Source organism: Phytobacter diazotrophicus, from assembly GCF_052061655.1.
In the GTDB taxonomy this organism is placed as follows: domain Bacteria; phylum Pseudomonadota; class Gammaproteobacteria; order Enterobacterales; family Enterobacteriaceae; genus Phytobacter; species Phytobacter diazotrophicus.
On record NZ_CM125428.1, the window covers coordinates 4756360 to 4782449 of the forward strand.

The 26090-nt window shown below is 51.0% G+C and carries 22 protein-coding genes; 10 read left to right on the plus strand and 12 right to left on the minus strand.

Annotation, left to right across the window (positions count from 1 at the left end; all coding sequences use genetic code 11):
- The 11 genes from mraY to leuO all read right to left on the minus strand — a co-directional run bounded on the left by mraY (position 1) and on the right by leuO (position 12799).
- Positions 1 to 1083, minus strand: a complete 1083-nt coding sequence (gene mraY / locus ACS0RQ_RS23100; protein WP_039078364.1) for a phospho-N-acetylmuramoyl-pentapeptide-transferase — start codon at positions 1081 to 1083, stop codon at positions 1 to 3.
- Positions 1077 to 2435, minus strand: coding sequence for a UDP-N-acetylmuramoyl-tripeptide--D-alanyl-D-alanine ligase (gene murF / locus ACS0RQ_RS23105; protein ID WP_271848822.1), 1359 nt, complete (start codon positions 2433 to 2435; stop codon positions 1077 to 1079). The genes mraY and murF overlap by 7 nt, the downstream gene beginning before the upstream one ends.
- Positions 2432 to 3919 carry a UDP-N-acetylmuramoyl-L-alanyl-D-glutamate--2,6-diaminopimelate ligase gene (gene murE, locus ACS0RQ_RS23110; protein ID WP_271848821.1) on the minus strand — a complete coding sequence of 496 codons (1488 nt, stop codon included), beginning with the start codon at positions 3917 to 3919 and terminating at the stop codon, positions 2432 to 2434. Before murE ends, murF begins: the two co-directional genes overlap by 4 nt.
- Positions 3906 to 5675, minus strand: a complete 1770-nt coding sequence (locus ACS0RQ_RS23115) for a peptidoglycan glycosyltransferase FtsI (protein WP_271848820.1) — start codon at positions 5673 to 5675, stop codon at positions 3906 to 3908. Before ACS0RQ_RS23115 ends, murE begins: the two co-directional genes overlap by 14 nt.
- Before the next feature lie 15 nt (positions 5676 to 5690).
- Positions 5691 to 6056, minus strand: coding sequence for a cell division protein FtsL (gene ftsL, locus ACS0RQ_RS23120; RefSeq protein WP_039078360.1), 366 nt, complete (start codon positions 6054 to 6056; stop codon positions 5691 to 5693).
- Positions 6053 to 6994, minus strand: a complete 942-nt coding sequence (rsmH, locus tag ACS0RQ_RS23125; protein ID WP_103281670.1) for a 16S rRNA (cytosine(1402)-N(4))-methyltransferase RsmH — start codon at positions 6992 to 6994, stop codon at positions 6053 to 6055. Before rsmH ends, ftsL begins: the two co-directional genes overlap by 4 nt.
- A 2-nt stretch (positions 6995 to 6996) precedes the next feature.
- Positions 6997 to 7455, minus strand: a complete 459-nt coding sequence (gene mraZ / locus ACS0RQ_RS23130; protein ID WP_039078359.1) for a division/cell wall cluster transcriptional repressor MraZ — start codon at positions 7453 to 7455, stop codon at positions 6997 to 6999.
- Positions 7456 to 8062: 607 nt separating this feature from the next.
- On the minus strand, positions 8063 to 9067 hold the full coding sequence (gene cra / locus ACS0RQ_RS23135) for a catabolite repressor/activator (RefSeq protein WP_039078358.1): 1005 nt from the start codon (positions 9065 to 9067) through the stop codon (positions 8063 to 8065).
- Positions 9068 to 9249: 182 nt separating this feature from the next.
- Positions 9250 to 9741, minus strand: a complete 492-nt coding sequence (gene ilvN / locus ACS0RQ_RS23140) for an acetolactate synthase small subunit (protein WP_047371832.1) — start codon at positions 9739 to 9741, stop codon at positions 9250 to 9252.
- A 2-nt stretch (positions 9742 to 9743) separates the two neighbouring features.
- On the minus strand, positions 9744 to 11468 hold the full coding sequence (gene ilvI, locus ACS0RQ_RS23145) for an acetolactate synthase 3 large subunit (RefSeq protein WP_271848819.1): 1725 nt from the start codon (positions 11466 to 11468) through the stop codon (positions 9744 to 9746).
- 386 nt (positions 11469 to 11854) lie between these two features.
- Positions 11855 to 12799: a transcriptional regulator LeuO gene (gene leuO / locus ACS0RQ_RS23150; protein ID WP_271848818.1), complete on the minus strand. Its 945-nt coding sequence runs from the start codon at positions 12797 to 12799 to the stop codon at positions 11855 to 11857.
- 636 nt (positions 12800 to 13435) lie between these two features.
- Here leuO and leuL point away from each other — a divergent pair.
- The 9 genes from leuL (at position 13436) to aroD (ending at position 23609) form a co-directional block, all read left to right on the plus strand.
- Positions 13436 to 13522 carry a leu operon leader peptide gene (leuL, locus tag ACS0RQ_RS23155; protein ID WP_103244949.1) on the plus strand — a complete coding sequence of 29 codons (87 nt, stop codon included), beginning with the start codon at positions 13436 to 13438 and terminating at the stop codon, positions 13520 to 13522.
- 91 nt (positions 13523 to 13613) lie between these two features.
- A complete protein-coding gene (gene leuA, locus ACS0RQ_RS23160) occupies positions 13614 to 15185 on the plus strand; it encodes a 2-isopropylmalate synthase (protein WP_071193643.1) in 1572 nt (523 codons plus the stop codon).
- The gene (gene leuB, locus ACS0RQ_RS23165) at positions 15185 to 16276 is read left to right on the plus strand and encodes a 3-isopropylmalate dehydrogenase (protein ID WP_271848817.1); all 1092 of its coding nucleotides are present in this window, start codon (positions 15185 to 15187) and stop codon (positions 16274 to 16276) included. The genes leuA and leuB overlap by 1 nt, the downstream gene beginning before the upstream one ends.
- A 2-nt stretch (positions 16277 to 16278) precedes the next feature.
- Positions 16279 to 17676, plus strand: coding sequence for a 3-isopropylmalate dehydratase large subunit (leuC, locus tag ACS0RQ_RS23170; RefSeq protein ID WP_271848816.1), 1398 nt, complete (start codon positions 16279 to 16281; stop codon positions 17674 to 17676).
- 12 nt (positions 17677 to 17688) lie between these two features.
- The gene (gene leuD / locus ACS0RQ_RS23175) at positions 17689 to 18294 is read left to right on the plus strand and encodes a 3-isopropylmalate dehydratase small subunit (RefSeq protein WP_271848815.1); all 606 of its coding nucleotides are present in this window, start codon (positions 17689 to 17691) and stop codon (positions 18292 to 18294) included.
- Positions 18295 to 18692: 398 nt separating this feature from the next.
- Positions 18693 to 20726 (plus strand): oxidoreductase, encoded by a 2034-nt coding sequence (locus tag ACS0RQ_RS23180; RefSeq protein WP_271848814.1) that lies wholly within the window; start codon positions 18693 to 18695, stop codon positions 20724 to 20726.
- 10 nt (positions 20727 to 20736) lie between these two features.
- The gene (locus tag ACS0RQ_RS23185) at positions 20737 to 21600 is read left to right on the plus strand and encodes a shikimate dehydrogenase (protein ID WP_039078349.1); all 864 of its coding nucleotides are present in this window, start codon (positions 20737 to 20739) and stop codon (positions 21598 to 21600) included.
- A gap of 11 nt (positions 21601 to 21611) precedes the next feature.
- Positions 21612 to 22823 (plus strand): MFS transporter, encoded by a 1212-nt coding sequence (locus tag ACS0RQ_RS23190; protein WP_271848877.1) that lies wholly within the window; start codon positions 21612 to 21614, stop codon positions 22821 to 22823.
- Positions 22824 to 22853: 30 nt separating this feature from the next.
- Positions 22854 to 23609 carry a type I 3-dehydroquinate dehydratase gene (gene aroD, locus ACS0RQ_RS23195; protein WP_271848813.1) on the plus strand — a complete coding sequence of 252 codons (756 nt, stop codon included), beginning with the start codon at positions 22854 to 22856 and terminating at the stop codon, positions 23607 to 23609.
- A 35-nt stretch (positions 23610 to 23644) separates the two neighbouring features.
- Here the strand turns inward: aroD and ACS0RQ_RS23200 are convergent, their stop codons facing one another.
- Positions 23645 to 24541, minus strand: a complete 897-nt coding sequence (locus ACS0RQ_RS23200; RefSeq protein WP_271848812.1) for a LysR family transcriptional regulator — start codon at positions 24539 to 24541, stop codon at positions 23645 to 23647.
- 231 nt (positions 24542 to 24772) lie between these two features.
- On the opposite strand from ACS0RQ_RS23200, the gene ACS0RQ_RS23205 reads away from it, so the two are divergent.
- Complete coding sequence (locus ACS0RQ_RS23205; protein ID WP_271848811.1) at positions 24773 to 26083, plus strand: MFS transporter; 1311 nt, start codon at positions 24773 to 24775, stop codon at positions 26081 to 26083.
- Positions 26084 to 26090 lie beyond the last annotated feature (7 nt).

The following is a 26090-nucleotide window of genomic DNA, read 5'->3' on the forward strand; positions in this document are numbered from 1 at the left end:
TTAACGTACCTTGAGCGTTGCCAGGCCAATCAGGACCAGCATCAGCGAAATAATCCAGAAGCGCACAATAACGCGCGGCTCCGGCCAGCCTTTCAGTTCATAGTGATGGTGAATCGGCGCCATACGGAAAATACGCTGACCACGCAATTTGAACGACCCAACCTGCAAAATCACAGACAGGGTTTCGACGACGAAGACGCCGCCCATAATGACCAACAGGAATTCCTGACGCAGCAGCACGGCGATAATGCCCAGTGCGCCGCCTAACGCCAGCGAGCCCACATCCCCCATAAAGACCTGAGCGGGATAGGTGTTAAACCACAGAAATCCCAGCCCCGCGCCGACAATTGCCGTACAGACGATAACCAGCTCGCCCGCATGACGCAGATACGGAATGTGCAGATAACTGGCAAAGTTCATGTTACCTGTCGCCCAGGCCACTAACGCAAAACCCGCCGCCACAAACACGGTGGGCATAATCGCCAGACCATCCAGACCGTCAGTCAGGTTGACCGCGTTACCTGTTCCCACAATCACGAAATAAGCCAGCAGGATGTAGAAAATGCCCAATTGCGGCATAACATCTTTAAAGAACGGCACCACCAGCTGCGTAGCGGGCGTATCGTTGCCCGCAAGGTACAATGCAAAGGCGACGCCCAGGGCAATCACCGACATCCAGAAATATTTCCAGCGCGCAATCAGGCCCTTCGTGTCTTTGCGCACCACTTTGCGGTAGTCATCAACAAAACCAATAATGCCGTAGCCAACCAGGACAACCAGAACGCACCAGACGTATGGATTGGACGGGTAAGCCCACAGCAGCACAGAAACGACGATCGCTGTCAGAATCATGATGCCGCCCATGGTTGGCGTACCACGTTTACTGAAATGCGACTCCGGGCCATCGTTACGCACGACCTGGCCAAAAGAGAGTTTTTGCAGACGGGCAATCATGCGCGGCCCCATCCATAAAGAGATGAAGAGCGCAGTCAGCAGGCTGACGATGGCGCGAAACGTCAAATAGGAGAAGACGTTAAAGCCAGAATAATATTTGACCAAATGTTCGGCCAGCCAAACTAACATGCCCTTTTCTCCTGTAATGCGCGTGCGACCTCTTCCATGGCGGCACTACGTGAACCTTTCACCAAAATGGTAATAATTTGCTTCTCGGCAATCAGCGCCTCTAAACGCGCAATCATTGCCGCCTTATCATCAAAATGCTCGCCAACGCCACTGGCATCACTGATGGCTTTACTGAGTTTGCCGACGCTTAACACACGGTCGATACCAACAGCTTTTGCCGTTTCACCCACCTGAATGTGACACGCCTCGCTTTCATCACCCAATTCCGCCATGTCGCCGACCACCATGACCCGATAGCCTGGCATTTCAGCTAACACATGCGCTGCCGCCGTCATCGACCCCACGTTCGCGTTGTAGCTGTCGTCCAGCAGTAATTGGTTTTCTCCAAGTTGCACCGGGAAAAGACGCCCCGGAACAGCTTTCAGATTTGCCAGACCTTTTTTCACTGCGTCATGCGGTGCCCCTACCGCCATCGCCAGCGCGGTTGCGGCCAGCGCATTCGCGATATTGTGGCGCCCGGGTAATGGCAACGTGACATCAATACCGCCCGTTGGGGTTTGCAGCGTAAATTCAGTACCGTGGGAGGTCACATGAATATTGGTCGCGGTAAAATCGCTGTTGGCGGCATTTGGCGAAAAACGCCAGACTTTGCGATCGCCAATGATGTTCTGCCAGTTCAGCCAGTCATTGTTATCGGCATTCATAATGGCGATGCCGTTGACAGGCAGGCCGGTATAAATCTCGCCTTTAGCCTTTGCCACCCCGGCCAGAGAGCCAAATCCTTCAAGATGCGCTGCCGCAAGATTGTTAACCAGCGCCGCTTCCGGGCGGGTCAGCGACACAGTCCAGGCGATTTCTCCCTGGTGATTAGCGCCAAGTTCAATCACTGCGTACTGATGTTCATTTGTCAGGCGCAGCAGAGTCATCGGCACACCGATGTCATTGTTCAGGTTCCCGGCGGTATAGAGCGTATTACCACATTCGCTGAGAATGGCGGCCGTCATCTCTTTCACCGAGGTTTTGCCAGACGAGCCGGTCAGCGCCACAACGCGAGCGGGAACCTGCTGGCGAACCCAGGCTGCCAGTTCGCCAAAGGCGAGACGGGTATCCTTCACCACCAGTTGCGGCAGGTCGATATCCAGTTTGCGACTGACTAACAGCGCGCCAGCACCGCCCTCTTTTGCTTTATCAGCGAAATCGTGGGCATCGAAACGTTCGCCTTTCAGCGCCACAAACAGGCAACCAGAGGTCAGCTTGCGGGTGTCCGTAGTGACCGCCTCAATGGTTGCGTCTGCACCATGTAGTTCGCCATGCAAAATGCCGCTGAGCTGGCTAAGCGTTACGCTAATCATGCGATGACTCCCAACAGACGAGCCGCGGTTACACGGTCTGAATAATCGAGACGGTGGCTACCGACAATCTGATAATCTTCGTGACCTTTACCTGCGAGCAGGACAACGTCATTTTCTTTCGCTTGCATGATCGTGTTGGTAACCGCTTCTGCGCGGCCTTCCATCACATGTGCGCGGCCCGGATCGAGCATGCCCGCCAGAATATCGTCGATGATGGCGCGCGGCTCTTCGGTACGCGGATTGTCATCTGTCACGACCGTAATATCAGCGAACTGTTCAGCAATTGCGCCCATCAACGGACGTTTGCCTTTATCGCGATCGCCACCGCAGCCAAATACACACCACAGATTTCCGGTGCAGTGCAGTCGTGCTGCCTGCAGCGCTTTTTCCAGCGCATCCGGGGTATGGGCATAATCCACCACCACGGTCGGTTTGCCCGGCGCGCTGAACACTTCCATACGCCCGCATACCGGCTGCAGTCGTGCGCCAGTATTGATTAAATCGGCCAGCGGATAGCCCAGCGCCAGCAGTGTCGAGAGCGCGAGCAGCAGATTGCTGACGTTAAAGGCACCCATCAGACGGCTTTCAATCTCGCCCTCGCCCCAGGAGGAGGCAAAGCGGATAGTCGCACCGCTGTCGTGGTACACCACCTCGGTTGCTTTCAGCCAGCGGCCATGGCAATTCGGGTTGATATGGTCTTCCATCGACACGGCGACCGCATCAGGCAGTTTTGCTAACCAACGGCGTCCGACTTCATCATCCGCATTGACGATGGCCTGGCCGAAATGGTGAGCAGAAAACAGCAGCCATTTAGCCGCTTCGTAATTGGCCATGTCACCGTGATAGTCCAGATGATCGCGGCTCAGGTTCGTGAAGACAGACGCGGCGAATTTCAACGCCGCCACGCGGTGTTGAACCAGCCCATGGGAGGAGACTTCCATCGCGGCGAAAGTTGCGCCTTGCTGAGCAAGGCTTGCAATCACATGCTGTACGTCAACGGCGGAACCGGTGGTATTTTCCGATGGGATAACTTTGCCCAACAGGCCATTCCCCACCGTGCCCATTACCGCGCTGGTTTCGCCAAGCAATTGGCTCCATTGCGCCAGCAATTGCGTAGTCGTGGTTTTACCGTTAGTGCCGGTCACGCCAATCAGACGCAGTTGCTCAGAAGGCTCGTTATAAAAACGCCCCGCCAGCGCAGAAAGACGCTCATTTAACTGGCTCAGATAGATAACCGGAACGCCGTGCATCTCGCGAATTTCGCCGTCAGTAGCCTCATCTTTCGCCTCGGCAATAATGGCAGCCACACCTTGCGCAATCGCCTGCGGGATATATCGACGCCCGTCCGCCTGATGACCCACTACTGCCACAAAAAGATCACCCGACGCCGCTACCCGGCTGTCGAGTGTCATTTCTCGCAGTGCTCGCTCCGGCGCACCTGGCACCCACGGAGCAAGAAGGTCGCGCAAATTACGATCTGCCACCTGTCCCCTCGCCTTGATTAATTACGAATTCATTCTTATCGCCCGTTGTCAGTGCATCCGGCTCGATGTTCATGGTGCGTAAAACACCGCCCATGATGGCACCAAACACCGGCGCAGAAACGGCGCCACCGTAGTATTTACCTGCTTGTGGATCGTTAATAACGACCACCAGCGCAAAGCGTGGATTACTGGCGGGCGCAACACCCGCGGTATAAGCAATGTATTTGTTGATGTAGCGGCCATCCGGCCCCACCTTCTTCGCCGTACCGGTCTTAATTGCGATGCGGTAGCCTTTAATCGCCGCTTTCACACCGCCGCCGCCAGGCAGGGCCACGCTCTCCATCATATGTACGACGTTTCGTACGATAGACTCATTGAAGATGCGTTCGCCCGGAACAGGTGGATCAACTTTGGTTATCGACAGCGGGCGGTACACACCGTAACTGCCAATGGTTGCATAGACTCGTGCCAACTGTAACGGCGTTACCATTAGCCCGTAGCCGAAAGAGAAGGTGGCCCTCTCTATGTCAGACCACCGTTGTTTTTGAGGAAATAAGCCACTGCGTTCTCCGACCAACCCCAAATTGGTCGCCTTTCCCAATCCAAAACGTGAGTAAGTATCTACTAACGCTGAGGACGGCATCGCTAACGCCAGTTTAGAAACACCAACGTTACTCGACTTCTGTAGTACCCCGGTCAGGGTCAATTCACTGTAGCGCGCCACGTCTTTGATTTCGTGGCCGTTAATTCGATAAGGAATAGTGTTCAACACGGTGTTAGGCGTCACGACGCCACGCTGGAGCGCGGTCATCACTACCATGGGTTTAACCGTCGAACCCGGTTCGAAGACGTCGGTAATCGCGCGGTTACGCATGGTGTCTTTCGCGGTACCGGTAAAATTGTTCGGGTTGTAAGAAGGGCTGTTCGCCATCGCCAGCACTTCACCGGTGTTCACATCTACCAGTACAGCACTTCCCGATTCCGCTTTGTTAAATGCCACCGCATTATTCAGCTCGCGATAGACCAGTGCCTGTAGACGTTCGTCAATGCTCAGCGCAAGGTTATGCGCCGCCTGGCTGTCAGTGGAGGAGATATCCTCAATCACGCGGCCATAACGGTCTTTACGCACAATACGCTCACCTGGCTGACCAGTAAGCCACTTATCAAAGCTTTTCTCGACCCCTTCAATGCCTTCACTGTCGACGTTAGTAAAGCCGATGAGGTGAGCAGTTACTTCGCCCGAAGGATAATAACGGCGGGACTCCTCACGAAGGTGAATGCCCGGTAGCTTAAGCTTTTTAATGTACTCACCAAGGTCTGGGTTGACCTGGCGCGCCAGATAGATAAAACGCCCTTTCGGGTTCGCATTAATGCGCGAGGAAAGCTGATCAAGCGGGATGGTCAATGCGTCGGACAGGGCTTTCCAGCGATTATCGAGCGTTACGCCACCGGCATCCTGCACCTCTTTAGGATCGGCCCAAATAGCTTTGACCGGCACACTCACTGCCAGCGGACGTCCGGAACGATCGGTAATCATGCCGCGCGAGGTCGCGACTTCCTGAACGCGCAGCGAGCGCATATCCCCTTCACGCACCAGCATATCGGGGTTTACAATTTGCAAATACGCGACGCGGCCCAGCAAAAAGCCCAGCGCCAGCAAAATGCAGCCGCAAAGCAAGGCAAAACGCCAGCTCACAAAGCTGGCCTGTTCTTCCTGGCGTTTCGGTTTTGGCGTTTTAACCGCTGCGGCTTTCATGCGTCGCGTGGTTCCTTATTTCTGTACAACAATGTTTTCCTGGGACGGATCGACATGCTGCATTTGCAGCTTCTCGGTCGCGATCCGCTCAACCCGGCTATGATCGCCGAGCGCATTCTCTTCAAGGATCAAGTTGCGCCATTCGATATCCAGCGCATCGCGCTCCAGCACGAGTTGTTCACGCTGGGCCGTCAACAGACGGGTATGATGCGAAGTGGTGACAACCGTCACCGCCGTCATGATGATGCAAATGAACAAGCAGAGTGGCAGTTTCCCAAATCGCAAAAGGTCGTCGCCGATCACGCCAGGCAAGGCATGGCGCTCGTTGCTTCCTAACGACACTTTAACTTTGCTAAGGGTCTCTGACACTCTGCCGATCATGCGTTCGTCCTCTCTGCAATACGCAGAACTGAACTACGGGCACGTGGATTCTCAGCCACTTCTTCTTCGCCCGGCATCAACTTGCCTAGTGCTCGTAACTGACGTCCACCCAGTTTCCTGAGTTGCTCTTCCGTCATCGGTAACCCTGCCGGAACCTGCGGACCGCGGCTTTGTTCACGCATAAAACGTTTTACAATGCGGTCTTCCAGCGAGTGGAAACTAATGATCGAGAGCCGCCCTCCCGGGGCCAATACGTCGATCGAGCTTTTTAGCGCCAGCTCTATCTCCTCCAGTTCACTGTTTACCCAGATGCGCACCGCCTGGAAGGTACGGGTCGCAGGATGTTTGAATTTATCTTTCACCGGTGTCGCTGCCGCCACCACCGCAGCCAGCTCTTTGGTACGGGTCATCGGTTCTTCACGGTTACGCTCAACGATGGCGCGCGCGATGCGTTTACCAAAGCGCTCTTCACCAAAGGTCTTTATTACCCATGCGATATCGGCTTCATCGGCCGTTCGTAACCACTCCGCAGCAGATTGACCGCGCGTGGGATCCATACGCATGTCAAGCGGACCGTCACGCATAAAGGAAAAACCGCGTTCAGCATCATCGAGTTGCGGAGAAGAGACGCCAAGATCGAGCAGAATTCCGTCGATCTTACCGGTGAGACCACGCTCGCTGACATACTCAGCCAGCGCGGAAAAAGGACCATGTACGATGGAAAAACGGGGATCATCAATGGTTTTTGCGACAGCAATCGCTTCTGGATCCCGGTCAATAGCCAGCAGACGTCCTTCCGCTCCCAGATGGGAGAGGATCAGGCGTGAGTGACCACCGCGGCCAAAAGTGCCATCAATGTAAATGCCATCCGGACGAATGTTCAGGCCATTAACGGCCTCATCCAGTAGCACCGTTGTGTGTTTAAAATTTTCCATCATCATTACAGAGACAAATCCTGCAACCGGTCTGAAAGTATCTCAGTCCCCGTTTGCTCAGCGTCGATATCTTCCTTGACCTGTTGATACCAGGTCGTTTCGTCCCACAGCTCAAACTTATTGAACTGTCCGACCAGCATCACTTCTTTCGTCAGCCCGGCGTGTTGCCGCAAAACAGGCGCGATTAATAAGCGCCCTGCGTTATCCATCTGACATTCGCTGGCATGCCCCAACAAGAGACGTTGTACCCGGCGCTCTTGCGGATCCATGCTCGACAGACGCGACAATTTTTGCTCAATAATTTCCCATTCGGGTAAGGGGTAAAGCAGCAGGCAGGTGTGACGGATGTCAATGGTACAAACCATTTGACCGGAAGCTTTCTCCAGCAGCAAATCCCGATAACGGGTCGGCACGGCTAACCGGCCTTTGCTGTCGAGATTGACTAATGTAGCTCCACGGAACATACCAGCCCCACCCCTGAGTGACCTATTTCACCACTTTATCCCACAAATCCCCACCGAAGGAGTTTACGGAGCGGAGGAAAAGCTTGTCAAGCCAGTGCAAAGGCTAACCAGAATAAAAGATCCCTTATTCGCGGTTACATTCCACTTTGGTGAAATACCGCTCAACTAATGAGGCAAATTAACGTCATGAATATTTGTAAGAAAAAAACTGAATATGCATTGGGGCGTTAAAAACCAGTTATTTCATGCGTGCCAAATATAAAGTGTCAGTTTGCGACGCGGGCGGCATTTTAAGACATATTGCAGGCAGATAACAGTGCCAGATAGCGCTTGCGCGCCACGGGAGCGATAAGAAAAACCGTAGGGTTAAAGCCCATAATCAAAAAGCGGTTGTTATTTCAACGATTGCGGTGGGAAATGTAACAAAGTAATACAAGGGACACGTTCAGTTACGTCTTAATTACTTTAAAATGTGTCGTTAGTAAAATAAGGCAGATTAATTAAATTAACGACCTTAAAAATAAGGATTTATCTGAATTGGCTATAAAATTAATTATCGCCTTTCATTCGCAACAAAAAGGCAGCTATGACTGCCTTTATGGGATTACTAAACGCGGCTTAATACACCACGACGGTAGAGGTTGCGACGAATACGGCTCAAACCCGCTTTAGGTTTACGCGGCTCGTCCAGACTTGCCAGCACAATCTCCAGCACTCGCTCAGCAACATCACGATGACGCTGTGCCACCGCCAGAACCGGGCATTGCAGGAAGTCCAGCAGTTCATGATCACCAAAAGTAGCAATGGCCAGGTCAGACGGTAGCTTACCATCTCGGCGTAGCGTAACGTCCAGCACTCCTTGTAGCAGCGCAAAAGAGGTAGTGAACAGCGCCTGCGGCATACTGTGCGTTTCCAGCCATTTTTCAAATAACTGTGCAGCGGCTTCACGCTCATAGCTATTGGCATACAGATAATCCACTTCGCGCGGATCGTCCTTCCAGGCCGTACGGAAGCCCTGTTCACGTAAAAAGCTGACAGAAAGCTCAGGTAACGCGCCCAGATACAGTACTTTTTCCGCCGGGAATTTGCGTAGTTCCGCTGCCAGCATTTCCGAGTCGTCCTGATCGGCGCCGACAACGCTGGTGAAGTGTTCACGATCCAGCGCGCGGTCAAGTGCGACTATTGGAAACGCGTCATTGGCCCAACGCTGATAGAAAGGATGCTCCGGCGGCAACGATGTTGAAACGATTATGGCGTCGACCTGGCGCTGAAGCAGATGTTCAATACAGCGCATTTCGTTATCTGGCTGATCTTCCGAGCAGGCGATAAGTAGCTGATAACCGCGTTGACGCGCCTGACGTTCCAGATAATTCGCAATCCGCGTATAACTGGTGTTCTCCAAATCCGGAATAACCAGCCCAATGGAGCGAGTACGTCCCGCTCGCAACCCAGCCGCCACCGCATTCGGGTGGTAATTATGCTCACGTACGACCGCCATAACTTTCTCGACGGTTTTGTCGCTGACACGATATTGCTTTGCCTTTCCATTAATGACATAGCTTGCCGTGGTACGTGAGACGCCGGCTAGCCGGGCGATTTCATCCAGTTTCACAATTGCCCCTCAAAAAATAAAAGATACTCCATAACCTTTTTAGGGATATAGGTTAAATTCCATAACATCTAAGCGCAGAATAGACACTGCGGCAACCGCTTTTGTGTTCGCTTCCGGCGGATTTCGCAAAAAAAAAGCCCAGCGGATAGCGCCAGGCCAGGAAAATGACGTATGCGTAACACTTAACGCATGATTTTGTCGCCGCGAGATAAACCGACTACGCCAGACCTCGCCACCTCAACGATTTTCGCCACATCGCGAATAGTCGCCAGAAAAGCGTCAAGCTTATCACTGGTGCCGGCGAGTTGAACCGTATAAATAGAAGGCGTGACATCAATGATCTGCCCACGGAAGATCTCCGCGTTGCGTTTGACCTCTTCGCGGCCATACCCGCTGGCCTGGACTTTTACCAGCATAATCTCGCGCTCAACGTAAGCGCCCTGCCCAAGCTCATTTACACGCAACACATCCACCAGCTTGTGCAGTTGCTTTTCAATTTGCTCCAGAACCTTGGCATCCCCGACCGTCTGAATCGTCATTCGCGAAAGCGTAGGATCATCTGTCGGTGCCACTGTCAGACTTTCAATGTTATAGCCACGCTGGGCAAAAAGACCGATCACGCGTGATAACGCGCCCGATTCATTTTCCAGTAAAACAGACAATATCCGGCGCATAATCAGGTCCTCTCCGTTTTGCTCAACCACATTTCATCCATGCCACCGCCACGGATCTGCATCGGATAAACATGTTCACTACCGTCGACGGTCACATCGACAAAGACCAGGCGGTTATTTTTAACCTGCTCAAGCGCCTCAATCAGCTTCACTTCCAGCTCGTCCGGACGGGTTATATTGATCCCTACATGACCGTAAGCTTCGGCTACGCGTGCAAAATCGGGTAACGACTGCATATACGATTGTGAATGGCGGCCCGAATAGATCATATCCTGCCACTGCTTCACCATCCCCAAATAACGGTTGTTCAGGTTCAAAACCAGCACCGGAAGCTCATATTGCATTGCGGTAGACAACTCCTGAATATTCATCTGGATACTGCCGTCGCCCGTAACACAGATAACCGTTTCATCCGGGAGCGCCATTTTCACACCCAGCGCGGCAGGCAGACCAAAGCCCATCGTGCCCAGACCGCCGGAGTTTATCCAGCGACGCGGTTTATCAAAACGGTAATAGAGCGCCGCAAACATCTGATGTTGGCCAACATCCGAAGTGACGTAGGCGTCACCCTTCGTTAAATGCCAGATCGTTTCGATCACCGCCTGCGGTTTGATCTTCTCACTTTGCGTGTCGTATTTCAGGCACTGGCGGGCACGCCATTGCTCAATCTGCAACCACCAATCGCGAATATCGTCCAGGGGTTGGTGAAACTCTTCTTGCCCCAATAACTCCAGCATCTGCTCGAGCACCAGCCGGGCATCCCCAACAATCGGCACATCCGCCTGTACGGTCTTCGAAATCGATGTCGGGTCAATATCAATATGTAGAACCGTGGCATTCGGGCAGTACTTCGCCAGATTGTTGGTTGTACGGTCATCAAAGCGCACCCCAACGGCAAAGATCACATCCGAGTGATGCATGGTCATGTTGGCTTCGTAGGTACCGTGCATACCCAACATACCCAACGCCTGACGATGCGATGCCGGAAACGCCCCCAGCCCCATGAGCGAGGAGACCACAGGAAGATTCAATTTCTCTGCCAGCGTACGCAGTTGCGGTTCACAAGCAGACGTGATCGCACCACCGCCCACATAGACAACGGGATGTTTCGCCGCTACCAGCGTTTGCAAAGCGCGTTTGATTTGCCCTTTATGACCGTGAGTTGTCGGATTATAGGATCGCATACTCACCGAATCCGGCCATACATAAGGAAGTTTATTCGCAGGATTGAGAATATCTTTCGGTAAATCGACGACGACCGGGCCAGGACGACCACTGGAAGCAAGCCAGAATGCTTTTTTCAGCACGCCAGGAATGTCTTCGGTCTGTTTTACCAGGAAACTATGTTTTACCACCGGGCGGGATATCCCCACCATGTCACATTCCTGGAAAGCATCATAGCCGATGAGGGAGGTCGCAACCTGCCCTGAAAGAACAACCAACGGAATCGAGTCCATATAGGCTGTTGCAATCCCGGTGATGGCATTCGTGGCTCCTGGCCCGGAGGTGACGAGCACAACGCCAACTTCACCGGTCGCCCTTGCCAGACCATCAGCCATATGCACAGCAGCCTGCTCATGGCGCACCAGGACATGATCGATTCCACCGACTGTATGTAGCGCATCGTAAATATCGAGGACCGCGCCCCCAGGATAACCGAATACTTGCTTCACGCCCTGATCGATAAGCGATCGGACGACCATCTCGGCTCCAGACAACATCTCCATGGTTTGCCTCCAGGCTTGGGTTTGGCGACTGACGACAGAACGCATTTCCGTCTTGTCGCTCTGTTCAGTACAGGAAGTCCCTGCATTCTGATTATGAATGGCAGTTACCATAACCGCTGAAAATCTGGCAGGCAATTAGCAAACGATTCACCTCACCTTGCCCCAAAAGAGGAAAAATAAGGTTAACAGGCGGGAATTGGTGAAATTGTCTGTAATAAGCAAAGACGATGACAATTCATCATTCGAATCACTTCCTGCTCAGTAATTCATGCATTTTTACGGCGCGATTTGATGCGCCAGAAAAATTTCTCAGCATAAAATTTCGCGCCAGGATGGCCAAACAGAAGAAATCAGCCATCGGCACCCCCATTACATTGGCTGCTTTTTTAACGGCGACAAACCGAGACCAGTAACTCTTCCATCCACTGGTGGCCTTTATCCCGTCCCGCCGCTTCATGCCATGAAAGATAACAGGTACGGCTATTCAGTTTTAACGGTAAAGGTAAAACCTGGAGTTCTAATTTTCCGGCAAACTCTTCGGCTAACCAACGCGGGGCAATTGCCACAAGTTGCGTTTGAGAAACCACATTGAGCACACTCGTCAATGCCATTCCCTGATAAGCAACACAGGTTTGTTTATCAGTCGTGTCATACCACGGCTGGCTAAATGATGCATAACGATCCAGTGCAACCACTGCGTGCTGTTCACAGTAAATATCACTTTCACGAAGTGGCCCATTAATACGCGGGTGTTTTTTACTGGCTACCAGCACCATCTCATCTTTAAACAACGGCACGCATGAGAATTCTGGTCGACGGAATTCATCGTAGCCGATGACAAACTCTATTTCCTGGTAACGAAGTTGGTGATCTGTATTTTGATTCAATGATGATTTAAAGACCAGGTTAATATTCGGTGCAACCTCATTCACGCTATTGTAGATAACAGAAGTAAGGAGGTTATCGAGCGGACTGCATACGCAGAGATTAAAAATGCGTTCGCTGGTTACGGGTTCAAAACCCGATCCCGGTAGCTCATTTTGCACGAGTTGTAACGCCTGCCGAACCGAACCAAACAGTTGGAAAGCGCGGGCCGTAGGCTGTATTCCTCGGCCATAGCGCACGAAGAGTTCGTCATTAAACATGACTTTAAGCCTGGCCAGGGCATTGCTCACCGCTGGTTGCGACATTCCTAAAGAATGAGCCGCCCGCGTGATATTTTGTTCCTGCATAACCGCATCAAAAATAGTTAACAAATTAAGATCAACTTTGCGTAGTTGCGGTTTTGTTACCTCATTAACATGAGTACTTTCAACTTTTTCTTCTGACATGTCCTTCTCCGATATCATGCTAAATTCCATTTATCCCGGCAGTAATAACCTAAAGAAATATGATTTATCACGCATATAAGATAAGGAAAAGAGGAATTCAACAAAATAGGAATATATAAAGATAATTTAACACCGGGATTTTGCTATCCCTGTAAAAAGCATTAAATCATATGTTCCCGTTCAAATGAAACGGCAGACCAGAATCAAAACATAAATGGCGTGAATGTACAATACACCCTCACTAAGCAATAAATGCTCTCCAACAAAAATATTTCAATATCGCGAACAATATAATTTAACTTAATTTTATCATTTTTTTGTATTGATTAAGAAAACCGATAACCTCAATAAATTAATCACGATTTATCATTGGGATAGTAAGGCGGCTTCAAAAATGTATAAATATAACCAACTGCAAAGAAATGTTCATGAAATGCACAAACAACGTCAAGTATGAAATAGCACTAATACCTTATTTTGCATTTTCATGGAATTACAGCACGATTAACTAAAATAAAATCCGCTACCAAATCCGTTTTCACACCCTTTTACGGGGCCAGGTGTTGACTTTGATTTCTGGATCCAGTACCACTAATGGCATATCGCATTTAATCGCATTCATCTGGAGCATGGTTAATGATTCGCAATGTTCGCTTCCTCGGTCTACTACTACTAAACGCATCCCATGTGCGCGGTAGACCGGTGGGCGACACTCAGCGTTGAGTCATCCTCCAGTTACACTAAGAACCCGCGCCTTGGCGCGGGTTTTTTTATGCTCGTAGCAAGGCGACCGAAGAGAGATAAGGACCAAACCATGAGCCAGCAAGTCGTTATTTTTGATACAACCTTACGTGATGGTGAACAGGCATTACAGGCAAGCCTGAGTGTGAAAGAGAAGCTGCAGATCGCTCTGGCGCTGGAACGTATGGGTGTTGACGTCATGGAGGTCGGCTTTCCGGTCTCTTCTCCGGGCGATTTCGAATCCGTACAGACTATCGCGCGTCAGGTTAAAAACAGCCGTGTTTGTGCGCTGGCACGCTGTGTCGAGAAAGATATTGATGTAGCGGCTGAGTCACTGAAAGTTGCCGAAGCATTCCGTATCCATACTTTTATTGCCACTTCCCCCATGCACATCGCTACTAAGCTGCGCAGCACGCTGGACGAAGTGATTGAACGCGCCATTTATATGATTAAGCGCGCCCGTAACTACACCGACGATGTTGAATTCTCTTGCGAAGACGCAGGCCGTACTCCAATTGCTGACCTGGCGCGTGTGGTTGAAGCCGCCATCAACGCGGGTGCGAAAACCATTAATATTCCGGACACCGTTGGCTACACCATGCCGTTCGAATTCGCCAATATCATCACTGGCCTGTATGAACACGTACCAAATATCGATAAAGCCATTATCTCCGTCCATACCCACGATGATTTAGGTCTGGCTGTCGGCAACGCCATTGCCGCTGTCCATGCTGGCGCACGCCAGGTTGAAGGGGCGATGAACGGCATCGGTGAGCGCGCAGGAAACTGTTCGCTGGAAGAGGTCATCATGGCCATCAAAGTGCGCAAAGACATCATGAATGTGCACACCGGCATTAATCATCACGAAATCTGGCGCACCAGCCAGACTGTCAGCCAGATTTGCAACATGCCAATCCCGGCGAACAAAGCCATTGTCGGCACCGGTGCCTTTGCTCACTCCTCCGGTATCCACCAGGATGGCGTGCTGAAAAACCGTGAAAACTACGAAATCATGACCCCGGAATCCATCGGTCTGAACCAGGTACAGTTGAACCTGACATCCCGTTCTGGCCGCGCGGCGGTGAAACACCGTATGGAAGAGATGGGCTATAAAGATACTGACTACAACATGGATCACCTGTACGACGCGTTCCTGAAACTGGCAGACAAAAAAGGCCAGGTCTTCGATTACGATCTGGAAGCGCTGGCGTTCATCAATAAACAGCAGGAAGAGCCGGAACATTTCCGCCTGGATTACTTTAGCGTGCAGTCCGGCTCCAGCGATATCGCTACCGCCTCCGTGAAGCTGGCCTGTGGCGAAGAAACGAAAGCAGAAGCCGCCAACGGCAACGGCCCGGTAGACGCTGTTTATCAGGCGATTAACCGCATCACCGGTTATGACATTGAGCTGGTTAAATATGATCTCAATGCTAAAGGTCAGGGCAAAGACGCGCTGGGACAGGTGGACATCGTCGTCACTTACAACGGGCGTCGTTTCCATGGTGTGGGTCTGGCAACTGATATCGTGGAGTCCTCTGCCAAAGCGATGGTACACGTGCTGAACAACATCTGGCGCGCCGCAGAAGTCGAAAAAGAATTGCAACGCAAAGCTCAAAATAAAGAAAACAACAAGGAAACCGTGTGATGTCGAAGAATTACCATATTGCCGTGTTGCCGGGTGACGGCATTGGCCCCGAAGTCATGGCGCAAGCCTTAAAAGTACTGGACGCCGTTCGTAGCCGTTTCGAAATGCGTATTACCACCAGCCACTATGATGTGGGCGGCATCGCAATTGACCGCCATGGCAATCCGCTGCCGCAGGCAACCGTGGAAGGCTGCGAGCAGGCAGACGCTATCCTGTTTGGCTCCGTAGGCGGTCCGAAATGGGAAAACCTGCCGCCAGCACAGCAACCGGAGCGTGGTGCTCTGTTGCCGCTGCGCAAACATTTCAAATTATTCAGCAACCTGCGTCCGGCTAAACTGTACCAGGGGCTGGAAGAGTTCTGCCCGCTGCGTGCCGATATCTCCGCTAACGGCTTTGACATTCTCTGCGTGCGCGAGCTGACCGGCGGTATTTACTTCGGTCAGCCAAAAGGCCGTGAAGGCAGCGGGCAGCACGAGAAAGCGTTTGATACCGAGGTTTATCACCGTTTTGAGATTGAACGTATTGCGCGTATCGCGTTTGAATCTGCGCGTAAACGCCGTAAAAAAGTGCATTCTATTGATAAAGCGAACGTACTGCAGACCTCTCTGCTGTGGCGTGAAATCGTCAACGAAGTGGCACAGGAATACCCGGACGTCGAGCTGGCGCATATGTATATCGACAACGCCACCATGCAGTTGATTAAAGACCCGTCCCAGTTTGACGTGTTGCTGTGTTCCAACCTGTTCGGCGACATCCTCTCTGATGAGTGTGCGATGATCACGGGTTCAATGGGCATGCTGCCATCTGCCAGCCTGAATGAACAAGGTTTTGGTCTGTACGAACCGGCTGGCGGCTCTGCGCCGGATATCGCGGGCAAAAATATTGCGAACCCGATAGCCCAAATTCTTTCTCTCGCACTGCTGTTGCGTTACAGCCTGGATGCCGACGACGCGGCAACCGCCATTGAAAGCGCCATCAACCGCGCATTAGAAGAAGGTGTGCGTACCGGTGATTTAGCCCGTGGCGCCGCAGCTGTTAGCACCGATGAGATGGGTGACATCATCACCCGTTATATCGCAGAAGGGGTGTAATCATGGCCAGGACGTTGTACGAAAAATTGTTTGATGCGCATGTTGTGTACGAAGCGCCGAACGAAACTCCATTGTTGTATATCGACCGCCATCTGGTGCACGAAGTCACTTCGCCACAGGCGTTTGACGGCCTGCGCGCGCATAATCGCCCGGTGCGTCAGCCGGGCAAGACCTTTGCGACCATGGATCATAACGTTTCCACGCAGACCAAAGACATCAATGCCTCCGGTGAGATGGCGCGTATTCAGATGCAGGAACTGATCAAGAACTGCAAAGAGTTCGGCGTTGAATTGTATGACCTGAATCACCCGTATCAGGGTATCGTGCACGTGATGGGGCCTGAACAGGGTGTCACCCTGCCTGGCATGACCATCGTCTGCGGCGACTCCCACACGGCCACCCACGGCGCGTTTGGTGCCCTGGCGTTCGGGATCGGTACCTCCGAAGTTGAGCACGTGCTGGCGACGCAGACCCTGAAACAGGGTCGCGCAAAGACCATGAAAATTGAAGTGAAAGGCAAAGCGTCGGCAGGTATTACTGCTAAAGATATTGTACTGGCGATTATCGGCAAAACCGGCAGCGCGGGCGGTACCGGGCACGTAGTCGAATTCTGTGGCGAGGCGATTCAGGCGCTGAGCATGGAGGGCCGTATGACCCTGTGCAATATGGCTATCGAAATGGGTGCCAAAGCGGGCCTGGTCGCGCCGGATGAAACGACCTTCAACTATGTGAAAGGTCGTTTGCATGCGCCGAAAGGCAAAGACTATGACGATGCGGTGGAGTACTGGAAGACATTGAAAACCGACGACGGCGCGACGTTCGATACGGTTGTGACGCTGCAAGCCGAAGATATTGCCCCTCAGGTCACCTGGGGGACTAATCCGGGTCAGGTCATCTCCGTTAATGACATCATTCCGGACCCGGCCTCCTTCGCCGATCCGGTTGAGCGTGCCTCAGCAGAGAAAGCGCTGGCCTATATGGGCCTGCAGCCAGGTGTACCTCTGACCTCCGTCGCCATCGATAAAGTCTTTATCGGCTCCTGCACCAACTCACGTATTGAAGATTTGCGCGCCGCAGCAGAGATTGCCAAAGGGCGCAAAGTTGCACCGGGCGTACAGGCGCTGGTGGTTCCAGGCTCTGGCCCGGTGAAAGCGCAGGCCGAAGCCGAAGGGCTGGACAAGATCTTTATTGAAGCCGGTTTCGAATGGCGTTTACCAGGCTGTTCTATGTGCCTGGCAATGAACAATGACCGCCTGAATCCGGGCGAACGTTGCGCATCCACCAGTAACCGTAACTTTGAAGGTCGCCAGGGGCGCGGTGGTCGTACGCACCTGGTCAGTCCGGCAATGGCAGCCGCGGCTGCGGTAACCGGTCATTTCGCTGATATTCGCAGCTTGTAAAAGGAGATAATCATGGCAGAGAAATATACACAGCATACAGGCCTGGTTGTCCCACTGGATGCCGCTAATGTCGATACCGACGCCATCATTCCAAAACAGTTTTTGCAGAAGGTCACGCGTACCGGCTTTGGCGCGCATCTGTTTAATGACTGGCGGTTCCTGGATGATAAAGGGGAAGTACCGAACCCGGAATTCGTCCTGAACTTCCCGGAATATAAAGGCGCCTCTATTTTGCTGGCGCGTGAAAACTTCGGTTGCGGCTCATCACGCGAACATGCCCCCTGGGCATTGACAGACTATGGCTTTAGAACCGTTATCGCCCCAAGTTTCGCAGACATTTTCTACGGCAACAGCTTCAATAATCAGTTGCTGCCTGTGAAGCTGAGCGATGAAGAAGTGGATGAACTGTTCAAACTGGTCCAGGCCAATCCGGGCATCTCGTTCGAGGTGGACCTGGAGGCGCAGGTAGTGAAAGCCGGGGGGAAATCGTACCCGTTTGTTATTGATGCGTTCCGACGCCACTGCATGCTGAACGGTCTCGACAGTATTGGCCTGACTCTGCAGCATGAAAATGCCATCTCCAGCTACGAAAACAAGCAGCCCGCGTTTATGAAATAAACCTGTCTGCTGCTCTGGTGCCCGGTTTTTCACCGGGCCTTTTACGTTTTATTTTGTGATTATCATCACAAAAACCACCATTTCTCTCTATCATTCACACAGATATTTGAAGTTTTAAAATTTAATTATCTACTGTATCGTTCTTATTCTGTGCAGTTCCTCTCGCTTTTTTGTATAAACCCGGCAACACAAGTAAAAATACAGCTCAATTATTTAATATAAGAATACAAGCATGTGAAAAAACGGTTAATTGCATAGAAAGACACTATGGTTTCATGCAAAAAAAAGCATTATTTTTCCTCTTCCCCCCTCGTTATCTTTCCCACAGAGACATTTTAACTTTGGATATATCAGGGCCTCCGCATGTCGGCCTCCTGGATTTCCCGTGGAGAGAGCAAATGAGCCACTACCAACACCTTTTCACCCCGCTAACTATTAACGGGATGACGATAAAAAACCGGATCATCATGCCGCCAATGGGCACCAACCTGGCAAGCCTGAACGGTGAAGTCTCTCAGGAACAGTTGGAGTACTATGAACTGCGGGCAAAAGGGGGCACAGGCTTAATTACGATTGAGAATATTTGTATCGACTTCCCGTTCGCCTCAAATGGCACAACACAGCTGCGTATCGATAACGATCAATATATTCCTGGGCTATTCAAATTAACCGAGACGCTGCATAAACACGGAGCCTGCGTCTCTATTCAGCTAAATCATGCGGGTGCTTCTGCTTATGCTTATCGCCTGAATGGCGAACAACCGCTCTCCTCTTCGAATATACCGTCGAAAAAGAACGGTAATATTCCTCGCCCTATGACACATGACGAAATATATCATGCGGTTAATAAATTTGGTGAAGCTGCAGAACGTGTAAAACGTGCGGGTTTTGATAGTGTGGAAATTCACGCAGGCCACTCTTATTTAATAAGCCAGTTCTTATCGCCACTGTTTAATAAACGTACCGATGAATTTGGCGGCTCCCCGGAAAACCGCGCCAGAATATTAACGCTGGTGGTTGATAAAGTGCGCGCCAGCGTAGGTCCTCGCTTCCCGATTAGCCTGCGTTTCAGTGCCGATGATTTCCTTAAGGGCGGCAACACGCTGGAGGATACGCTGCGTATGCTGGCACTTTGCCAGGATAAGGTCGACATTCTCAATGTTTCCGCCGCGCAAAACGACAATCTGAATCTGCAAATTGATCAGATGTCACTGGAAGATGGCTGGAAGCGTTATCTCTCCCGCGCCGTACGCGATAAGTTTAATAAACCGACTGTTATTGCTGGCAATATTCGCTCACCGAAAGTGGCCGAAGACATTATCGCAACGGGCGATGCAGACCTGATTGCTATTGGCCGTGGCCTGATTGCCGAACCGGAATGGGTGCAAAAGGTCCAGAGCGGCAATGAACGCCTGATGCGCAAATGCATCTCCTGCAATATCGGCTGCGCCGACCACCGTATCGCGCGCTCTCGTCCGCTACGTTGCTCCATCAATCCGGACATTATTCATGGCGACGCTTATAAACTGCGCAGGGTGAATCGCGACACCCGTGTTGTGGTTATCGGTGCGGGAACCGCAGGTATGGAAGCAGCATGCACCGCCGCAGAAGTCGGTTGCCATACCTGGTTGTTGGAGAAGAAAAACAGCCTCGGCGGACTGGCCTCTGAAATCTCGCGCCTGCCGGAGAAAAAGCGTATCGCCGACTTCCCGCAATTTATGAAAAACAGGATGGCCGGTTTAGACAATTTAATGCTGCAGGTTGGTCAGAAGGCCACTGTTGAGCACATTGCCGGGCTACGGCCGAACCTGATTGTCAACGCCACGGGCTCGACACCGCTGCTGCCGCCGATTAACGGACTGAAAGAGTACATTGATGTTGAGGGCGGCCGCGTCTTCTCCATTATCGGCATGATTCAGCACCTGGAGCAATTTGCGAATGTTGAAGGAAAACGCATCGCCGTTGTCGGCGGTGGTGCTGTTGGCCTGGATGTTATCGAATATTTCTCTGCACGCGGTGCTACTACCGTGCTGATTGAGATGCAGGAAGGTCCAGGACGCGATCTGGATATCATTACTAAAAATGCCATGTTGACCATGTTGGATGAGCACCACGTGGAACAGCACATGCAGACACAACTCATCGCCGTTCACCCCACACACTTTAGCGTCAAGAAAGCCGATCACGCTTGCGACATTCCTTTTGACTACGGCTTTGTGTGCCTGGGAATGCGCGCCAACACCAGCGGTCTCAATGAAATTGAGCAATGGGCCAGAGCCAATAACGTAAAAATAATGAACATCGGCGACAGCCTGATGGCCCGGCGAATCATTGATGGCGTGCGCGAAGGGCGCAACGTGCTGGACACCCTTGAGGATATGGGTGCTCTGGGCAACCGCGAATCAACCAAAATTCCACTTCTAACATATTAAGGACTTTATCATGGCTGAACGTATTACGGGTCACACTGAGCTGATTGGGCTGATTGCAACGCCGATTCGCCATAGCATGTCGCCGACAATGCATAACGAAGCCTTTGCGCATCTGGGTCTGGATTATGTCTACCTGGCATTTGAAGTAGACAACCAGGAGCTGAAAGATGTTGTACAGGGTTTCCGGGCGCTTAAACTGCGCGGGTTTAATGTCTCCATGCCGAACAAAACCGCCATTTGCCAATACCTGGACAAACTTTCCCCGGCGGCAGAGCTGGTCGGTGCGGTGAATACCGTGGTTAATGACAATGGCGTACTGACGGGTCATATCACCGACGGTACCGGTTATATGCGCGCACTGGCTGAAGAAGGTATTGATATCATCGGCAAGAAAATGACGGTCCTGGGTGCGGGTGGTGCGGCAACGGCACTCTGCGTTCAGGCAGCACTGGATGGCGTAAAAGCGATCTCTATTTTCAACCAGAAAGATAAATTTTTCGCCAATGCGGAGCAAACTGTCGCCAAGATCCGCAATAACACCAACTGTGAAATTCATCTGTACGATCTGGCCGATCACGACAAACTGCGTCAGGAAATCGATAGCAGTGTGATCCTCACCAACGCTACCGGTGTGGGTATGAAACCGTTTGAAGGTCAGATGCTGCTGCCGAACGACAGCTTCCTGCGCCCTGACCTGATCGTCTCTGACGTGATTTATAACCCGCGCAAAACCCACCTGTTGCAAGTGGCTGAGAAGAAAGGCTGCCGCACACTCAACGGCCTGGGAATGATGCTCTGGCAAGGGGCGAAAGCCTTTGAAATCTGGACAGGTAAAGAGATGCCGGTCGATTACGTCAAAAATATCCTTTTTTAAGGGTAAACATGATGAAAAATAAATATGTCCCAACTGCGGCCGGGCTGTACCTCAACTATTTGATCCATGGCATGGGGGTACTATTAATTACCCTCAACATGGCGAATTTACAGGAACAGTGGGGAACAGACAGAGCCGGCGTTTCGATTGTTATTTCGTCCTTAGGTATCGGCAAACTCGCCACCATCGTGACGGGTTTTCTGTCCGATCGCTACGGACGTAAGCCTTTTATCTATCTGGGTATTCTGAGCTATTTGCTGTTTTTCTTAGGCATTTTGCTGACCAAAAATATCTATGTTGCCTATTTCTTTGGCATCCTGGCTGGTCTGGCGAACAGCTTCCTCGACTCCGGGACCTACCCGGCGCTGATGGAATCTTTCCCGAACTCAGCAAGCCGTGCGAATGTATTAATCAAAGCGTTTGTCTCGGCCGGGCAATTCCTGCTGCCCTTCATTATTAGCCTGTTGATTTGGGCGAATCTGTGGTTTGGCTGGTCATTTATCATTGCGGCCGTGTTGATGGTTATTAGCGCCATCTATTTGATCAAAATGCCCTTCCCTGACTACGGGGCCAAAAAAGAGACCGCAGAGAAACCTGGTACAGCGACAACAACGCAGTCAGATGCCGGTACCATGGATATGCTGGTGTTCACGCTGTATGGCTATATAGGCATGGCGACCTTTTACCTGGTCAGTCAGTGGCTGGCGCAGTACGGCCAGTTCGTTGCGGGTATTCCCTACGAATCAGCAATCAAGTTACTGAGTATCTACACGGCGGGCTCGTTGACCTGTGTGTTTGTCACCGCGACCTTTGTGAAAAACGTCATTAACTCTGCCGTTGCGATGATTCTCTACACCGGCATCTCGATGATCTCGTTGTTGATTGTTTGCATGTTCCCGACGCCGATGATTGTCACCGGTTTTGCTTTCGTGATCGGTTTCTCAGCCGCAGGCGGGGTATTGCAGTTGGGTGCAACCATCATGGCAATGAGTTTCCCGCAAGGGAAAGGTAAAGCCACCGGGATCTTCTACACCGCCGGCAGTATTGCCAGCTTCACGATCCCGTTGATCACGGCGAAACTGTCCAAAATCAGCATCGCCAGCATTATGTGGTTTGATTTGATTATCGCCATAATCGGCTTTGTGATTGCGCTGTACATCGGTTATCGTCAGTTTCAGGCTCGCACTGCCCAAAAAACGGTCCGCGCAACCGCCACAGCCTGACGGTTCGGCGAGAATATTATGGATACCAACATGACTAAAGCAGTAACGGTTAAAAACATCACCTTTCAGGAAGGGAGCACGCTTATCTGTGTGCCGCTGATCGGCAAAACGCTCGACGAACTGAAAGCAAATGCCCGAATTCTGGCCACCGCAGGTGCCGATCTTATCGAATGGCGTGTCGACCACTTTACGCAAGTTCGCGAACCGCAGCTTGTGCAACAGGCGCTGAGCGACATTCGTCAGATTCTGGCTGATATTCCGCTGTTATTTACCTTCCGCAGCAAAAAAGAAGGTGGCGAAACAGAAATCAGCGACGAGGCCTATTTCGAGCTTAATCGTCAGGCAGCCATCAGCGGTCTGGCCGATCTTATTGATATTGAGCTGTTCAACGATGAAGCGCATATTCGTGCGGTAATCAATGCAGCCCATGGTGCCGGTGTCAAAGTCATCATGAGTAATCATGATTTCCACAAAACACCTGCCCAGGAAGATATCATCTATCGTCTTCGCCGCATGCAGGAGCTGGGCGCAGATCTGCCAAAGATCGCGGTTATGCCGCAAACGCCGCAGGATGTGCTGACACTGCTCTCCGCCACGCTGACCATGAAAGAGAAATATGCGACACGCCCCATTATTACCATGTCGATGGCAAAAATGGGTGGCGTCAGCCGTGTAACGGGTCGCCTGTTTGGTTCAGCGATGACGTTCGGTACCGTAGGCCAGGCCTCGGCACCAGGGCAGATCGCCATCAAAGAACTGCGTGAAATGATGGATATTCTGTACTAAACCAAGAAAACCCGGAGCCAGTCTCCGGGTTCTTATTAGCGCTTTTGCTGACTGTCATCAATAATAAAGTTTCTAAAGGATTGAATCGCTGGTGAAAGCACGCGATCTTTCATGGTCGCCAGGTAGATATAACGCGGCGGGATCTTATTTTTAATCGCCAGAATATGGACGTTATAATACGAGAGTGCAGAAATTCTTGGCATGATCGCAATACCGTAATCAATACTGACCAGCCCCGCCATCGCCGTATCCTCATCAACATAACAGGCGATATCTGGTACCAGTTTTTGCTGCATAAAGACATTATCAATAAACGGACGTAAGCCGCTGTTTTCCGAAAAGTAAACATACGGATAATGAATCGTCTCCACAAGATCCACTTCATGTTGATACAAGCGCGCCAGTGGATGATCCTTCGCGGTGACGACGACCAATTCCTGCTGAATAATAGGGATAAAATCAATATCCGGTTCATCCGGGATATATGAGCAAATCGTTAAGTCGCTCTTGCCAGCTTTCAGCTCCTGCAATAAAGTCAGCGACGTCCCCTGAGTAAAGGAGAAGGTGACATTATGTCGTTCAGGAAGCGTAGAATATTTGTGAATTAGCTGCGGGACAACATATTCACCCATTGTATATATAAAGGCAATGCGAATATTCTCCTTATTTTCCAGTCCACTTTTCTGCAAAGTCATCCGGCCATTTTCCAGCGACGTTAGCGCATCTTCGACATAGGGAAGAAAGCGTTTTCCGTTTTGCGTAATTTCGACATTCCGACCTTTTCTGGCAAACAAGGATACACCAAGCTCCTTCTCTAACTCAGAGATAGCGTGGCTTAGGGAGGGTTGAGTGATGAAGAGACTGGAGGCCGCCTCCGTGTAGTGCTCCGTTTCCGATAAACGCTTAAAATAATAAAGTTGCTTTAGGTTCATTATTTTTGACCGTATAATATAAGTTTAAAGATATTGCATTGAATATAGCACAGCAGCGGTCATCCCCTGTGGGTAAAACATGAATTCTTGGGCAATATCAAATATTCATATGATGCGGTGAATAATATGTTAAGCGTTAGTTTATAGCGTGAAAATAAAGAGCAGGAAGATAAAGTATTTCTGCATATTAAGGGATATGCAAAAATATTTTAAATATTAAAGGAAACTACTATGAGGACAAGTATCAGCCAGGAAAGTGCTGTGCCTTTAGCAGGCCAACAAAAGCGAACCAAAGCGCGAATTGTAATTTTATTGTTATTATCTATCGGTACGATGATCAATTATCTGGATCGGACTATCTTAGGTATTGTCGCTCCGGCACTCAGCACTGAGATCCATATTGATCCCGCCATGATGGGTATTGTGTTCTCGGCCTTTGCCTGGACCTACGCGCTGGCACAAATCCCCGGAGGCATGTTTTTAGATCGCTTCGGAAACAAAATAACCTACGCCCTTTCTATCTTTTTCTGGTCGGCTTTTACCTTACTGCAAAGTTTTTCAGTGGGCTTAAAATCTCTACTGCTATTTCGTTTAGGCCTGGGGATCAGTGAAGCCCCCTGTTTCCCGGTTAACAGTCGCGTCGTAGGAACATGGTTTCCACAGCATGAACGCGCCCGGGCAACGGCAACCTACACTGTCGGAGAATATATTGGCCTGGCCGCTTTCTCGCCGATTTTATTTTTAATCCTTGAGCACCACGGCTGGAGAACATTATTTTTCATCACCGGCGCACTCGGTATAGCCTTTACGTTTGTATGGTGGAAGTTTTATAAAGAGCCCCACGAATCAACAACGGCAAATAAAGAAGAGCTGGAATACATTGGAGTCGGAAATAAAGAAAAAGGCAGTGAAAACATCCCTTTTAACTGGCCGGACGCCAAAAAACTGCTGTGTTGCCGACAGGTCATTGGCGCCAGCTTAGGGCAATTTGCAGGTAACACCACGCTGGTGTTCTTTCTGACATGGTTTCCCACTTATCTTGCCCACGAGCGGCATCTCCCGTGGCTGCACGTCGGTTTTTTTGCGACCTGGCCGTTTCTCTCGGCGGCGGTAGGCATCATTTTTGGCGGATGGATTTCCGATAAATTATTGAAGAAAACCGCATCGGTAAATATCAGCAGAAAGCTGCCGATCATTTCCGGCCTGCTGCTCTCCAGTTGTATTATCACAGCAAACTGGGTATCGAATAACACGCTGGTGATCGTGATTATGTCGATTGCCTTTTTCGGCCAGGGCATGGTCGGACTAGGCTGGACGTTAATTTCCGATATTGCGCCGAAAAATATGGCGGGGCTGACAGGTGGAATCTTTAACTTCTGCGCTAATATGGCGTCCATTATTACGCCGCTGATCATAGGGTTTATTATTTCCGGTACCGGGAATTTCTTCTACGCGCTTATCTATATTGGTCTGACAGCGCTGATTGGCGTTGTCGCTTATATTTTTATCATTGGCGATATCAAACGCATTGTACTGAAATAACCCACCG

Bases quoted from the DNA above. Each gene is read 5' to 3' on its own strand.
- mraY (WP_039078364.1), bottom strand. From the start codon at position 1,083: ATGTTAGTTTGGCTGGCCGAACATTTGGTCAAATATTATTCTGGCTTT.
- murF (WP_271848822.1), bottom strand. From the start codon at position 2,435: ATGATTAGCGTAACGCTTAGCCAGCTCAGCGGCATTTTGCATGGCGAA.
- ACS0RQ_RS23115 (WP_271848820.1), bottom strand. From the start codon at position 5,675: ATGAAAGCCGCAGCGGTTAAAACGCCAAAACCGAAACGCCAGGAAGAA.
- ftsL (WP_039078360.1), bottom strand. From the start codon at position 6,056: ATGATCGGCAGAGTGTCAGAGACCCTTAGCAAAGTTAAAGTGTCGTTA.
- rsmH (WP_103281670.1), bottom strand. From the start codon at position 6,994: ATGATGGAAAATTTTAAACACACAACGGTGCTACTGGATGAGGCCGTT.
- mraZ (WP_039078359.1), bottom strand. From the start codon at position 7,455: ATGTTCCGTGGAGCTACATTAGTCAATCTCGACAGCAAAGGCCGGTTA.
- ilvN (WP_047371832.1), bottom strand. From the start codon at position 9,741: ATGCGCCGGATATTGTCTGTTTTACTGGAAAATGAATCGGGCGCGTTA.
- ilvI (WP_271848819.1), bottom strand. From the start codon at position 11,468: ATGGAGATGTTGTCTGGAGCCGAGATGGTCGTCCGATCGCTTATCGAT.
- leuO (WP_271848818.1), bottom strand. From the start codon at position 12,799: ATGTCAGAAGAAAAAGTTGAAAGTACTCATGTTAATGAGGTAACAAAA.
- leuL (WP_103244949.1), top strand. From the start codon at position 13,436: ATGATTCGCAATGTTCGCTTCCTCGGTCTACTACTACTAAACGCATCC.
- leuA (WP_071193643.1), top strand. From the start codon at position 13,614: ATGAGCCAGCAAGTCGTTATTTTTGATACAACCTTACGTGATGGTGAA.
- leuB (WP_271848817.1), top strand. From the start codon at position 15,185: ATGTCGAAGAATTACCATATTGCCGTGTTGCCGGGTGACGGCATTGGC.
- leuC (WP_271848816.1), top strand. From the start codon at position 16,279: ATGGCCAGGACGTTGTACGAAAAATTGTTTGATGCGCATGTTGTGTAC.
- leuD (WP_271848815.1), top strand. From the start codon at position 17,689: ATGGCAGAGAAATATACACAGCATACAGGCCTGGTTGTCCCACTGGAT.
- ACS0RQ_RS23180 (WP_271848814.1), top strand. From the start codon at position 18,693: ATGAGCCACTACCAACACCTTTTCACCCCGCTAACTATTAACGGGATG.
- ACS0RQ_RS23185 (WP_039078349.1), top strand. From the start codon at position 20,737: ATGGCTGAACGTATTACGGGTCACACTGAGCTGATTGGGCTGATTGCA.
- ACS0RQ_RS23190 (WP_271848877.1), top strand. From the start codon at position 21,612: ATGAAAAATAAATATGTCCCAACTGCGGCCGGGCTGTACCTCAACTAT.
- aroD (WP_271848813.1), top strand. From the start codon at position 22,854: ATGACTAAAGCAGTAACGGTTAAAAACATCACCTTTCAGGAAGGGAGC.
- ACS0RQ_RS23200 (WP_271848812.1), bottom strand. From the start codon at position 24,541: ATGAACCTAAAGCAACTTTATTATTTTAAGCGTTTATCGGAAACGGAG.
- ACS0RQ_RS23205 (WP_271848811.1), top strand. From the start codon at position 24,773: ATGAGGACAAGTATCAGCCAGGAAAGTGCTGTGCCTTTAGCAGGCCAA.